This is a genomic window from Nonomuraea sp. NPDC048882, assembly GCF_040649755.1.
Classification (GTDB): Bacteria; Actinomycetota; Actinomycetes; order Streptosporangiales; family Streptosporangiaceae; genus Nonomuraea; species Nonomuraea maheshkhaliensis.
In genome coordinates this window covers 205,197-218,135 of the sequence record NZ_JBEZGB010000010.1, presented here as the reverse complement: position 1 = coordinate 218,135, position 12,939 = coordinate 205,197, and the positions used below count along the sequence as shown (strand labels likewise).

At 71.6% G+C, this 12,939-nt stretch carries 15 protein-coding genes; 6 read left to right on the top strand and 9 right to left on the bottom strand.

Annotated features, from left to right (window positions below):
- Positions 1-56: 56 nt before the first annotated feature.
- Positions 57-725 carry a Crp/Fnr family transcriptional regulator gene (locus AB0C27_RS33030; protein WP_357851977.1) on the top strand — a complete coding sequence of 223 codons (669 nt, stop codon included), beginning with the start codon at positions 57-59 and terminating at the stop codon, positions 723-725.
- 142 nt (positions 726-867) lie between these two features.
- Complete coding sequence (gene mmuM / locus AB0C27_RS33025; RefSeq protein ID WP_357851974.1) at positions 868-1,734, top strand: homocysteine S-methyltransferase; 867 nt, start codon at positions 868-870, stop codon at positions 1,732-1,734.
- A 102-nt stretch (positions 1,735-1,836) separates the two neighbouring features.
- Here mmuM and AB0C27_RS33020 read toward each other — a convergent pair whose 3' ends face one another.
- A complete protein-coding gene (locus AB0C27_RS33020) occupies positions 1,837-2,262 on the bottom strand; it encodes a DoxX family protein (RefSeq protein WP_346112614.1) in 426 nt (141 codons plus the stop codon).
- An 82-nt stretch (positions 2,263-2,344) separates the two neighbouring features.
- Between AB0C27_RS33020 and AB0C27_RS33015 the strand changes: the two genes are divergently transcribed.
- Positions 2,345-2,818 carry a MarR family transcriptional regulator gene (locus tag AB0C27_RS33015; RefSeq protein ID WP_357851971.1) on the top strand — a complete coding sequence of 158 codons (474 nt, stop codon included), beginning with the start codon at positions 2,345-2,347 and terminating at the stop codon, positions 2,816-2,818.
- Positions 2,819-2,826: 8 nt separating this feature from the next.
- On the opposite strand, the gene AB0C27_RS33010 is transcribed toward AB0C27_RS33015, so the two are convergent.
- Positions 2,827-3,534: a lysophospholipid acyltransferase family protein gene (locus AB0C27_RS33010; RefSeq protein ID WP_346112630.1), complete on the bottom strand. Its 708-nt coding sequence runs from the start codon at positions 3,532-3,534 to the stop codon at positions 2,827-2,829.
- A gap of 190 nt (positions 3,535-3,724) precedes the next feature.
- On the opposite strand from AB0C27_RS33010, the gene AB0C27_RS33005 reads away from it, so the two are divergent.
- Both AB0C27_RS33005 and AB0C27_RS33000 read left to right on the top strand, forming a co-directional pair.
- A complete protein-coding gene (locus AB0C27_RS33005; RefSeq protein WP_346112612.1) occupies positions 3,725-4,483 on the top strand; it encodes an alpha/beta fold hydrolase in 759 nt (252 codons plus the stop codon).
- 46 nt (positions 4,484-4,529) lie between these two features.
- A complete protein-coding gene (locus tag AB0C27_RS33000; protein WP_357851968.1) occupies positions 4,530-5,003 on the top strand; it encodes a hypothetical protein in 474 nt (157 codons plus the stop codon).
- Positions 5,004-5,150: 147 nt separating this feature from the next.
- Here AB0C27_RS33000 and AB0C27_RS32995 read toward each other — a convergent pair whose 3' ends face one another.
- The 7 genes from AB0C27_RS32995 to AB0C27_RS32965 are packed head-to-tail and all read right to left on the bottom strand — an operon-like array spanning position 5,151 to position 10,932.
- On the bottom strand, positions 5,151-6,272 hold the full coding sequence (locus AB0C27_RS32995; protein ID WP_357851965.1) for a hypothetical protein: 1,122 nt from the start codon (positions 6,270-6,272) through the stop codon (positions 5,151-5,153).
- Positions 6,273-6,309: 37 nt separating this feature from the next.
- Positions 6,310-7,005, bottom strand: a complete 696-nt coding sequence (locus AB0C27_RS32990) for an endonuclease/exonuclease/phosphatase family protein (RefSeq protein WP_357851962.1) — start codon at positions 7,003-7,005, stop codon at positions 6,310-6,312.
- A gap of 15 nt (positions 7,006-7,020) precedes the next feature.
- Complete coding sequence (locus AB0C27_RS32985; protein ID WP_357851959.1) at positions 7,021-7,953, bottom strand: ROK family glucokinase; 933 nt, start codon at positions 7,951-7,953, stop codon at positions 7,021-7,023.
- A 14-nt stretch (positions 7,954-7,967) separates the two neighbouring features.
- Positions 7,968-8,447: a DUF5304 family protein gene (locus AB0C27_RS32980; protein ID WP_357851956.1), complete on the bottom strand. Its 480-nt coding sequence runs from the start codon at positions 8,445-8,447 to the stop codon at positions 7,968-7,970.
- Between the two features lie 43 nt (positions 8,448-8,490).
- Positions 8,491-9,666: an ArsA family ATPase gene (locus tag AB0C27_RS32975; RefSeq protein WP_357851954.1), complete on the bottom strand. Its 1,176-nt coding sequence runs from the start codon at positions 9,664-9,666 to the stop codon at positions 8,491-8,493.
- Between the two features lies 1 nt (position 9,667).
- On the bottom strand, positions 9,668-10,105 hold the full coding sequence (locus AB0C27_RS32970) for an SRPBCC family protein (RefSeq protein WP_346112605.1): 438 nt from the start codon (positions 10,103-10,105) through the stop codon (positions 9,668-9,670).
- Positions 10,106-10,164: 59 nt separating this feature from the next.
- Entirely contained in the window at positions 10,165-10,932 is a 768-nt protein-coding gene (locus tag AB0C27_RS32965; RefSeq protein WP_357851950.1) for a metallophosphoesterase, read from the bottom strand.
- Positions 10,933-11,059: 127 nt separating this feature from the next.
- Between AB0C27_RS32965 and AB0C27_RS32960 the strand changes: the two genes are divergently transcribed.
- A complete protein-coding gene (locus tag AB0C27_RS32960; RefSeq protein WP_357851947.1) occupies positions 11,060-12,808 on the top strand; it encodes an AMP-dependent synthetase/ligase in 1,749 nt (582 codons plus the stop codon).
- Positions 12,809-12,939 lie beyond the last annotated feature (131 nt).

Below are 12,939 nucleotides of genomic sequence, written 5' to 3'. Positions count from 1 at the left end.
GCGGTGGCCCGGCCGGTCAGCATCGTGGGTCACGGGGGTGGTGTATCACGGGATACATGACGTACACACTGGCCTGCCTGCCCATGTTCGGCGGGCTCGGCGAGGAGCGGCTGCGCGCGCTGGAGGCGGTGGCCCGCGCGCGGCGGTACGCGGCCGGGCAGGTCCTGTGCACGGAGGGTGACCCGGCCGATCAGCTGATCGTGCTGCTGGAGGGGCGGGTCAAGGCGGGGCGGGTGAGCGCGGAGGGCAGGGAGGTGGTCCTGGCCGTCGAGGCGGCGCCGGTCGCGTTCGACAAGACGGCGCTGCTGGTGGACGGGCCGCACCGGGCCACGCGCACGGCCATGTCGGCGGTGCGGGTCGCCTACCTGCCGCGCGCCGCCGTGATGGAACTGGTCGCCTCGGAGCCGTCCGTGGCGGCGCGGATGCTGCGCACGCTGGCCGCCACCGTGCGGGATCTCGACGAACGGCTGCTGGACGCGGCGACGCGGGACGTGCCGTCGCGGGTGGCCTCCTGGCTGGTACGGCGCTGCGCGGGCGGCCGGGTGCCGCTGCACGGCGGGCAGGCGGGGCTGGGGGCCGAGATCGGGGCGACACGGGTGAGCGTCAACCGGGCCCTACGGGGGTTCGAACGGCGGGGCGTGATCAAGATCGGCGCGGGCGAGGTCCTCGTGCTCGACCCCCACCTCCTGGCCCACCTCGCCGCCCTGCCCACCCCTCCCCCATGACCTCTCGCCGCGAGTATCGCCGGAGTCGCGCGTCCGGCGGTGCCGTGCGATCACGGTGGTGCCGCCACCGGACGGGCCTGGCCTGCCCGGTCGTCTGATCGCCGCGTTCCGGGGCTGTTCGGGCCGCACATACCCTAAATAAGTGACGACACTTGTCCTGGACGGCGGGCTGGCGACGCAGCTCGAAAGGCTCGGCGCGGACCTGCGCGACGAGCTGTGGTCGGCGCGGCTGCTGCTGGAGGAGCCGGAGCTGATCAGGCGCGTGCACGCCGACTTCTTCGCGGCCGGCGCCGACGTGGCCACCACGGCCAGCTACCAGGCCTCACTGCCGGGATTCGCGCGGCGCGGTCTGGACGCGGCCGAGGCGGCGCGGCTGCTGCGGCTGTCGGTCGAGCTGGCGGGGCAGGCCCGGGACGAGGCGGGGCGGGGGCTGGTGGCGGCCTCGGTGGGCCCGTACGGCGCCTATCTGGCCAACGGCGCCGAATACACCGGCGACTACGACCTCGACGAGGACGGCCTGTACGCCTGGCACCTGCCGCGCTGGGAGATCCTGGCGGCGGCCGGGGCCGACCTGCTGGCCTGCGAGACGATCCCGTCCTACCCCGAGGCGCGGGCGCTGGCCAGGCTGCTGCGGAGCACGCCCGAGGTGAAGGCGTGGGTGAGCTTCTCCTGCCGCGACGGCGAGCGGCTCAACGACGGCACGCCGATCCGGCGGGCCGCCGCGCTGTTCACGGGCAATCCGCAGGTGGTGGCCGTCGGCGCGAACTGTACGGCGCCCCGCCACCTGCCCGGGCTGATCTCGTGCCTGTCCGGCCGCCTGCCCGTCGTGGTCTACCCGAACTCGGGCGAGACGTGGGACGCGGCCGGCCGTCGCTGGCTGGGCCTGGCCGACCCGGTGGAGTTCGGCGTGGCCGCCGTGGAGTGGCAGCGGGCGGGCGCGTCGCTGATCGGCGGCTGCTGCCGTACGACCCCCGAACACATCGCCCAGATCCGCGCCCGCCTGACCTGACCCGCCGGCGGGCGCATGGCAAGACCCCGCGCGCAACCGGCGGGCCACCGCAAGAGCCCGCGCACGGTGGGTGCGCGGGTCCTGGGCAGCGATGGCCGGTGGCTACGCGATGGCCGGGGCGGTGCCGCGGCGGCGATCGAATACGCGGTCGAGGGCGAAGGCGCCGCCCCCCGTGAACCCGACGGCCAGGCTGGCCGCGGCCAGGGCCAGCACGAACTCGTAGCCGCCCTCGCCCGCCAGCCCGTTGGCGCCGTGGACGAAGACGATCGCGCCGATCATGTCGAGGGCCAGCAGCGCGCCCGCGACGGGCAGCGCCACGCCCAGGATCAGCGCCAGCCCACCGGCGATCTCCAGGACGGCCACGGCCGGAGCCGCCAGGCCGGCCAGCGGGATGCCGACGGACTCGAAGAACTTGGTCGTGCCCGCGATCCCCATGGTCGCGAACTTCTGGTAACCGTGCACCAGGAAGATCACCCCGACGGCGATCCTGGCGAGCAGCAGGACGACGGGACGCACCTGATCCACCATGCGCTCTCCTCGATGATTGTTTGAATTTGAACGACAACTCTAGCAGTGGTCGTTCAAATTCGAACGACAGTACACTGATGCGGTGACGGACCCCCGGACAGACCCCCGCTGGCTGGACGCGACCGAGATGGCGGCGTGGCGCGCCTTCCTGTCCACCTCTCATCTCCTCGAACGGCGCATCGAGGAGCAGCTCAAGGCCGCCGCGGGGCTCACGCACCCGCAGTACGAGATCCTGGTGCGGCTCGCCGACGCCCCCGGCCGCCGGCTGCGCATGACGGAGCTGGCCAGGGGCGTCGTGTCGTCGAAGAGCGCGCTGACGTACCAGATCACCCAGCTGGAGAAGGCCGGTCTGGTGAGGCGGGAGACCTGCCCGTCCGACGACCGCGGCGTGCTGGCGGTGCTCACCGAGGCGGGCATGAGCTGCCTGGACCGGGTGGCGCCCGGCCACCTGGAGGTCGTGCGCGAATATCTGATCGACCGGCTCAGCCGCGAGGAGCTGCGCGCCATGACGAGCGCGATGCGCAAGACGGAGGAGGCCTTACGCTCCTCCGTGTGACCGGAGCCCTAGTGCTTGGCGGCCGCGGCGCGGGCGGCGCGCTCCATCTCGACCTTGGCGCTGGCGGCGTACTTGTCGACGTATTCCTGCCCCGACAGCTCCATCAGCGCGTACATGATCTCGTCGGTCACCGCGCGCAGCACCAGCCGGTCGTCCTCCATGCCGTAGTAGCGGGAGAAGTCGAGCGGCTTGCCGAACTTCACGCCCGGCCGGATGCCCAGCTTGGGCAGCAGCCGCCCTGGCGGCATCATCTCGTAGGTGTTGACCATCGCCCACGGGATCACCGGCACCCTCGACTCCAGCGCGAGCCGGGCCACGCCGGTCTTGCCCTTGTAGAGGCGGCCGTCGGGCGAGCGCGTGCCCTCGGGGTAGATGCCCAGGATGTTGCCCTCGCGCAGGATGCGCAGCCCGGTGCGCAGGGCCGCCTCGCTGGCCTTGCCCCCTGAACGGTCGATCGGCACGGTGCCGACCCCGCTGAAGAACAGCCGGGTGAAGAAGCCCTTGACGCCGCTGCCGGTGAAGTAGTCGGCCTTGCCCAGCGAGATGACCTTGCGGCGGATCTGCAGCGGGCCGAAGAAGTGATCGGCGAACGACAGGTGGTTGCCGGCCAGGATCGCGGGCCCCTGCTTCGGCACGTTGTCGGCGCCCTCGGTCCACGGCCTGAACACGAGGTGGAGGAACGGCCCCAAGATGGCCTTGACCACCCAGTAGAACACCTGGCACCTCTTCCTGCGCACGTCGTCATGCGGGCACTTCGTCCGGCCGTCATCCACCGGCGGGCAGAGTCATCTTCCCACCTCGACGGCCATGCTCCTACATCACCTCTCGCACAAACACCTCGAAACATGCGACGATCGGGCCGTTCTGGAGGAAATAGCCGGAATGAAACAGCACAGAGGAGCTGTTATGCCGCTCATGCCAGGCGCGGAGCCCTACCACCACGACGCAGGTCAGATCGGCGTGTTGTTGTGCCACGGTTTCACCGGGACGCCGCAGTCGCTGCGACCGTGGGCCGAGTACCTGGCCGGGCACGGGGTCAGCGTCTCGCTGCCCCGCCAGCCCGGGCACGGCACCAGGTGGCAGGAGATGAACCGGACCCGCTGGGAGGACTGGTACGCCGAGGTGGAGAAGGCGTTCGCGGACCTCCAGGGCCGGTGCGCGGAGGTGTTCGTGGCGGGGCTGTCGCTGGGCGGCTGCCTGGCGCTGCGACTCGCCGAGGTGCACGGCGCGGCCATCAGAGGCGTGATGGTGGTCAACCCGTCGATCACGCTCGACGTGCCGCTGCTGCGGCTGGCGCCCCTGCTCAAGTGGTTCGTCGCGTCGGTCCCCGGCGTCGCCAACGACGTCAAGAAGCCCGGCGTGAGAGAGCTGGCCTACACCCGCACCCCGGTGAAGGCGGCGGCCTCGCTGCCCGGCCTGTGGTCGCTGGTGCAGGCCGACCTGGCGAAGGTGACACAACCGCTGCTGGTCTTCCACAGCACGGAGGACCATGTGGTCAAGCCCGCGAGTGTCGCGATCATCCGTGCGAAGGTCCCGCAGGCCACGATCGAGGAGCTTACCGATAGCTACCATGTTGCGACGCTGGACAACGATGCCGACAGGATCTTTGCCGGTAGCCTCGACTTCATCCGGACACATGCCTCGGTACCCTTGCAGAGGGACTGATCGCACCCAGGGGGAAGTCGCGATCGCTGCGGAGAGGCCCATCTAGGTGACGCCCCAGAGTGACGAGGACGAGGTCTGGCGGCAGATCGTCGCGTCCTTCAACGACACAGCCGAGCGTGACTCGGCCGACCAGCCATGGCCGGACAGCGAAAACGTCCCCGCCGAGCCGATCCGCCGGGTGGTCAAGCCGCCGGAGCACCCGGAAGGCGGCGACGCGGCCGGCCACGATCCCGAGGACGACCCCACCGGCCGGGACGACGACGAGGAGGACGAGGGGCACTTCGAGCCCCCGCCGCCGCCTCCGCTGCCCAAGGTCGACCTGGCGACCAAGCTGGCGTGGGTGGCGCTGTTCGGCGGCCCCGCCTACCTCCTGGTCGCGGCGATGGCCAGCTGGCACATGGAGGGCTGGGCGCTGTTCACCGCGGTGGCGGCGTTCATCGGCGGGTTCGTGGCACTCGTGGTGCGCATGGGCGACGGCCCGCCGAACGACTCGGGCTGGGACGACGGCGCGGTCCTCTGAACCCGTTCTGGAACAACGGCGCGGTCCTCCGGAACGCGCCCTGGAACTGCGGCGCGGTCCTCTGAACGCCACCGCCACCGCCGGGCCGGGCGGTCTCGCGACCGCCCAGGACTGTCTCGCGGCCGCTCAGGACTGTCTCGCGGCCGCTCAGGATTTCTGGGTGGTCGTCTTGGGGGCGAACGTCTCCACCACGTCGGTGTAGCGGTCGGCCTTGTCGACCGCGTGCCCCACCGCCCACACCGTGCCCTTGCCGGCCAGATAGGTCACGGCCTGCAGCCGTACGCTGCTCCTGCCCTTCTTGGCCTCGCCCCTGATGACCTCGCAGCGCCCCTTCTCGCAGCGCGTCATGAACGGCTCCGCGGCCCGGGAGGGATCGTAGCCGGTCATCCAGTAGCGGCCCTTGCCGTCGCCGGTCACCCCGTAGATCCTGGCCTCGGCGCCGGGCAGCCGCAGCCGGCGCCAGCGCTTGCCGTTCCAGGCCAGCGCGAGCGGTGAGATCTCGCCGGGCCCGCGGTAGACGCCGCCCACGGCCAGCGCCCGCTTGGAGTTGTCGACCTGAAGGTCGCGCAGGTAGCCGCCGGGGACGGACGGCACCGGCATGGACTTCCACGTGCCGCCGGAGCTGTGCATGATCAGCGGCCCGGTGCCGGTGTCGCCGACCGCGAACCCGCCCGCCACCGCGTAGAGCGCGCCCTTCTCCTTGGTCTGCTGCGCGCTCCAGGTGCTGCCCTGGCCGGTGAGGATGAGGGCCTGGCGCTCGCGGCTGCCGACCGCCACGACCTTGCCGGACTTGGCGTCGATGCCGCCGAGCCAGTCTCCCGCCCGCAGCGCCTGCGGCCGGAGCCGGTCGAACCCGCCGGTGTCGCCGTGGGCGAGGTAGGGCACCCCGTCGTGCCCGTCGCCGACCGCCCACACGTCGGACGTCGACGCGGCGGCCAGCCCGCGCAGGTTGCCCGCGGCCGTGGCGTCGCGCACGCTGACCTCGGACCACCTGCTGCCGTCCCAGTGGCGGATGGTGCCGCGGTTCTTCCAGACGTCCCAGATCTCCTGCTGTCCGACCGCCCACACGTCGGTGGGAGAGATCGCCAGCACGTCGGACAGGGAGCCGTCGGGCTGGAGGCGGACGCTGGTCGACTGCTGCCATGCCTCAACCTGGGCCTCGCTCTGGGCGGGACGGGGATCGGCATGCGCGGCGGGCGTGACCTGCGTCAAGGCCACGGACGTCGCCAAGATCAAGGAGAGCGCACGCCGCTGAGAGCGACGGGTCATGAGGAAATGCTACGGGCTGGACAGCCTGTTCTGCCCTCTAGTGCCCAACTCGCAACTCCGCGGCGACAGGCAGATGGTCGCTGGCCCCGGCGAGATCGGCGCTCGGCGCGTCCACTCCCCCGCACGACAGGACGCTCGTCTCGCGCGCGGCGAAGACGGCGTCGATCCTGGCGGACGGCCGGTCGGCGGGGAAGGTCAGCCCGTCGCCTTTCGGCGCGACGGCGTAGCAGTCGGCCAGCCGGCCGGCCAGGTAACGCCAGGCCGGCTGGTGGGCGCGCTCGTTGATGTCGCCGGCCAGCACGATCGCGGCGTCGTGGCGGGCCGCCACGCTCTCCATGATCGCCATCGCCTCGGCGGCGTGGTGCGACCTGGCCGCCTGGTGCAGGTCGAGGTGGAGCGAGCCGACGGCCAGGCACGCCCCCTCGGCGCGCACCACGGCGACGGCCAGCCCGCGCCGCTCCAGACCGAGGAAGGAGCGCAGCGCGTGGCTCTCGGCGTGCAGCACGCGCACGCGCCGGCCGGTCAGCACGGCCACTCCGCCGGTCCTGGCGGGGGTGGCCACGGCGAGCCCCGCCGCGGCGGCCAGGGCCGCGCGCCTGGCCCGCCAGCGGCCGAACCTGGGCGCCTCCTGCACGCACACCACGTCGGCGCGCGCGGCGGCCAGGACCCGGCCCAGCGCGGGGACGTCGTCGCGCATCCCGTGGACGTTGTAGGTCGCGATCCTGATCGTCACGTGCGGGCGGCGGCTCTAGCGCCGCCTGGCCAGGTCGGCCGCGCCCACCACCCCGGCCGAGGCGCCCAGCTCGGCCAGCTTGATCTCGGCCAGCGGGCGGTGCCCCCTGCCGGTGATCCGCTCGCCGAACGCCTCCCTGGCCCGGTCGATGAACAGGTCGGCGGCGCGGGAGACCCCGCCTCCGACGATGAAGCAGCCGGGGTCGAGGATGGCGGCCAGGTCGGCCATGCCCTGCCCGAGCCAGTCGCCCAGGCTGCGGAAGGCGGCCAGCGAGGCCTCGTCGCCCAGCCGGGCGGCCTCGGTGACCTCCTCGCCCTCGATCTTGCCGCCGGCCAGGCCGAGCAGGGTGCGGGCCCGCTCCGGCTCCGCCTCGGCGATCTCCCTGGCGTCCTTGACCAGGGCCTGGCCGCTGGCGTACTGCTCCCAGCAGCCGACGTTGCCGCACCCGCACTGGCGCCCGCCGGGCAGCACCTGCATGTGGCCCAGCTCGGCGCCCATGCCCCAGCGGCCGCGGAAGAGTGCGCCGTCGAAGACCAGGCCGCCACCGATGCCGGTGCCGAGCGTGATGCAGACCACGTGGGACTGGCCCCTGCCGGCGCCGAACCGGGTCTCGCCCCAGGCCATGGCGTTGGCGTCGTTCTCGATCACGACCGGCAGGCCGACCATGCCGCTGATCTTCTTCTGCAGCGGCTCCTCGCGCCAGGCCAGGTTGGGCGCGAAGCGCACCATCGACCGGGTCTCGTCCACGAACCCGGCCGCCCCGACGCCGACGGCCTCGATGTCCCTGCCCTGCGAGAGCTCGCGAACGACGTCGGCCACCGTCTCGGCCACCACGTCCGGCCGGTCGGCGGCGGTGGGCCTCAGCGTGTGTTCGACGATCTCGCCACTGTCGTCGACCACGCCGGCGGCCACCTTGGTCCCGCCGATGTCGACACCGATCGTGAGCATGCCCCGTGTCTCCTCTATCCCAGATCTATGTGTTCCACGTCGCCGCGATCGCGTCCGTCGCGGTCGCGGTCGTCGCGCGGCCTGCTGTCGCGCGTGGCGGGCCTGCTCAGCGCGTCGAGCGCGCCGCGGAAGGCGGCGAACAGCTCACCGCCCGCGGCCACCAGGTGCCCGGTCACGTCGCCGCCGGATTCGCGCTGCGCCGCGATCGCCCGGCAGACCGGGCAGGCGCGGCAGATGTACTCGTCGTGCGGCTCGGAGACGGCCTCCTCCCACACGTCCCGCTCCTTACGGCCGCCGCCGCCGGTGAAGGAGTTGAACACGGTCTTGCCGACCTGGCGGGTCGCCCGGCCCTGGATCGAGTCGAACAGCTTGCGCGCCTCGTCGGCCACCGTGCCGATCGGATCCCTGGTGTCCCCGGCGCCGGCGCCGCTTCTGTTCCTGCCGGTGTCCCTGCCTGTGTCCCTGCCTGTGTCTCTGTCGTTGCTCTCGGTCATCCTGGCCCTCCCTGACTTGTGGGTCGCTCATCCATTCAACTCATCAGGTCGCGGATTCGCTCCCGGAGTCGTACGGCTGCGCGGACCAGGTCACGCGGAGCACCCCGTCGCGCAGCGCGGCGCCGCTGATCTTCCTGCGGGCCAGCGCCGCGGGCAGCGCCAGGATCCTGCGGTACGGGCCCGCGGTGACGATGAGCTCGTCGCCCTTGCGGGCCAGGTCGACGTCCTCGCGACCGGCGCCCGGCAGGGCCAGCGACAGCTCGTCCGCGCTCATCCGCAGCGGCGGCTCGACGGAGTGGGGGGCGAACGGGTCGGCGTCGCCGTACATCGCGGCCCCGACCTCGGCCAGCGCGTCCTTGCCCACGGGCTCGGCGGGCAGGTAGGGCACCACGTGGATGGGCAGCGGCGCGAACGACTGCTCCGCCTCGGACAGCAGGCGCGACTGCGCCGCCACCCACTGGGCGCGCCACTCGTCGGCGCCTCCGGCCGGGAAGACCCGGTTGGCGACGACGGCGTCGACGCGGTAGCCGTACAGGCTGAGCGAGGTCAGGGTGCGCCTGGCCTCGGCGAGCACCACGGCCTCGGGGGTGAGCACGAGCCGGACGGAGGCGTGGTCGCCGGTCAGCAGCTCGCGCACCTCCATGAGGCCGCGGTGGAAGCGCTCGCCCGCGTTGACGACGTCCTCGCCGGGCGCGCTCACGTGGGCCACGCTGCGCACGAACGGCGAGACCAGCCGCAGGACCTTGCGCCCGACCGGCATGAGCCTGGAGACGTGCCAGTCGAGCGCCTCGGGCAGGGCCAGCAGCCGCAGCGTCTCGGCGGTGGGCGCGCAGTCGACCACGATCACGTCCCAGCGGCCCTCGCGGGCGTGCTCGCGCAGCTCCAGCAGGGCGATGACCTCCTCGGCGCCGGGCAGGACGGTGATCTCCTCCGAGGTGATCTCGTCGAGGCCCAGCTCGCCCAGTACGCCTCTGGCGTAGTCGCGCAGCTCGCCCCAGTGGCGCTCCAGCGTCTTCTGCGTGTCCACCTGGTGCAGATGCAGGCCGGGCGCGATCTCGCCCGGCTCGACCGCGAGCGCGTCGGCCAGCGAGTGGGCGGTGTCGGTGGAGACGATGAGCGTCTTGAGGCCGCGGCGGGCCGCGAGCGTGGCGGTCGCGGCGGCGGCCGTCGTCTTGCCGACGCCGCCCTTACCGGTGAAGAGCAGGACGCGCGGGCTCAAGTCAGCGGCCTTCGACGCGCTTCTTGAGGCCCTTGAGCGCGGTGTCCACGATCACTTTCTCCGCCTTGCGCTTGATCAGGCCGATCATGGGGACGCTGAGATCGACCGTCAGCTCGTATGTCACCTCGGTGTCACTGCCCGCGCCGGCCAGCCGGTAACTTCCCTTGAGCTCGGAGACCATCTTCCCCGGCTCCGCCACCTGCCAGCTGACGCCCTCGTCGCCCTGCCAGGCGTAGGCGAGGGTGTAGGAGTCGCTGATCGGGCCGGCGTCCAGCGCGAAGCGGACCGTGCGCGGCCGGCCGTCCTCGTCGCGGGTGAGGACCTCCGCGCTCTTCACCTGCCCCGCCCACTGCGGGTAGGAGGGGAAGTCCGCGATGACCGCCATGACCTCGGCGCGGCCGGCGCCGATGGTGGTGCTCGAAGTGGTGCGATCAGCCATGCGAACACCGTAGTGCACAAACCACCGGTCGCGGCGGACCCGTGGAGGTGGCGGCCAGATCACCATTCCATGGCATACGGGATGCCCTTTCCGCGGAAGTGACCCACGTTCACGCACTCGGTGCGCCCGATCCTGGCGCGTGGGTGCAGGGGGTTGTGCACGTGGCCGAACAGGGCGTAGCGCGGCTGGGTGCGCCTGATCGCCTCCAGCGTCGCCTCGCTGCCGCGCTCGAACCTCCTGGCCACCACGTCGTAGAGCAGCTCGGGCAGGGCCGGCGGGATGTGGCAGCACAGCACGTCCACCTCGCCGACGGCCTCGACCTTGGCGGCGTACTCCTCGTCGCCGATCTCGTACGGCGTGCGGTAGGGCGTCTTGAGCCCGCCGCCCACGAACCCGAACCGCAGGCCGCCGATCTCCGCCACCTCGCCGTCGAGCACCCGGTGGCCGGGCCTGAGGTAGTCGGACCACAGGCGCGGGATGTCCACGTTGCCGTAGGTGAGGTAGGCGGGGGTGGGCATGGCGGCGAAGAGGGTGGCGTACTGGGTGCGGACGTTGCGCTCGATGTGCTCGCGCGGATCGCCGTCGAGCGTCGCCCACAGCCGCGCCGACATGTCCCTGGCCTCGTCGAAGCGCTTGGCCGTGCGCAGGGCGATGAACCGCTCGGCGTTCTCGGCGCCGAACAGGTCGGCGAAGATGCCCTGCGCGTGGTCGTCGTAGTCGATGAACAGGATCAGGTCGCCCAGGCAGATCAGCGCGTCCGCCCCGTCACCCGCCCTGGCCAGTGCGTCGGCTCTGCCGTGGACGTCGCTGACGACATGGACCCTCATGAGGGAAATCCTAAGAGCCGCTGCTGCTAGCGTGAGAAATGGCCTTCATAACGCCTCAATGACGGAGCTACCGGTGCGTAACTTCAGCCGGTAACGTCCAGGCCGTCCCCGAAGAGGAGTTGAGTTCGTGCGCGAGTACAGCGTCCCCGTCCTGGTCGACGTGCCTGCGTCCGCGGGTCTGGCCGACACCGTCTTCCGCCGGGCGGAGCAGGAGCCGGGCGCCGTGGTGATGCGCCGCAAGGTCGGCGACGGCTGGCCCGTCGTCACAGCCGCCGAGTTCCGCGACCAGGTGGCCGCGGTGGCCAAGGGGCTGATCGCGGCGGGCATCGGCCACGGTGACAGGGTCGCGCTCATGTCGCGTACGCGCTACGAGTGGACGCTGGTCGACTACGCCATCTGGGCCGCCGGCGCGGTGACCGTGCCGATCTACGAGACCTCCTCCGTCGAGCAGGTCAGATGGATCCTGGAGGACAGCGAGGCCAAGGCGGCGTTCGTCGAGCTGGACGCGCACGAGGAGACCGTCAAGGAGGCCGCGCCAGGGCTGAAGTCGGTGTGGCGGGTGGACGCCGAGCTGGAGACCGGTGCCGTCACCGACGCCGATCTCGACGAGCGCAGGCGGCAGGTCACCTCGTCCGACCTGGCCACGATCGTCTACACCTCCGGCACCACGGGCCGGCCCAAGGGCTGCCGGATCACCCACGACAACCTGCTGTTCACCGCGCTCAACGTGCTGCGCGGGCCGCTGGAGCCGCTGTTCGCCAGGAAGGACCCGGCGGCGCTGCTGTTCCTGCCCCTGGCCCACATCTTCGCCCGCATGATCCAGGTGGTGCTGTTCGAGGCGGGCGCGATCATCGCGCACACGCCCAACATGAAGAACGTCGCCCCCGACCTCCAGGACTTCAAGCCGACGTTCCTGCTGGGCGTGCCGCGCGTGTTCGAGAAGGTCTACAACAGCGCCGAGCAGAAGGCCATCTCCGGCGGCAAGGGCAAGATCTTCGCCCGCGCGGTGGACGTGGCGGTGGCCTGGAGCAAGGCGGAGAGCGCGGGTGGCGCGCCGCTCGGGCTGCGGGTTCAGCGGGCGGTCTTCGACAGGCTGGTCTACTCCAAGCTGCGCGCGGCCACCGGCGGCCGGCTCTCGGCGGCGGTGTCCGGCGGCTCCGCGCTGGGCGAACGGCTCGGCCACTTCTTCAAGGGCGTCGGCATCGAGGTCTTCGAGGGGTACGGCCTGACCGAGACCTCGGCTCCCGTCTCGGTCAACATGCCCGGCGCCAACAAGATCGGCACCGTGGGCAAGCCGCTGCCCGGCGTCACGCTGCGCATCGGCGACGACGGGGAGATCCTGGCCAAGGGCCGCAACGTCTTCTCCGGCTACTGGCACAACGACGCCGCCACCGACGACGTGATCGACTCCGAGGGCTGGTTCCACACGGGCGACCTGGGGGAGCTCGACGCCGACGGCTACCTGCGGATCACCGGGCGCAAGAAGGAGATCCTGGTGACGGCGGCGGGCAAGAACGTGGCGCCGGGCCCGCTCGAGGACGCGCTGCGCGCGCATCCGCTGATCTCCCAGGCCATGATCGTGGGTGACGGGCGGCCGTTCGTCGCGGCCCTGATCACGCTCGACCCCGAGGCCGTGCCGACCGGCTCCACCGTGGCGGGGCTGCGGACGGACCCTCAGGTCCAGGCCGAGATCCAGGGGGCCGTGGACCGGGCCAACCTGATGGTGTCCAAGGCCGAGCAGATCAAGAAGTTCGTGATCCTGGACGCGGACATCACGGAGGAGAGCGGGCATCTGACGCCGACGCTCAAGGTGAAGCGCAACGTGGTGATGCGGGACTTCTCCGGCGAGATCGACAGGTTGTACGAGGGGCGCTAGGTCCCCAAGAAAAACCCAGCGTCCCATTTGCGGGCATGGGCGCGGATAAAATCTGAAATTCCCTCACGAATAAGCCGCCACAACAAAAGCGGATTCTTCCGAATTGGGTCCGCTTTACACCTTCCGAACAG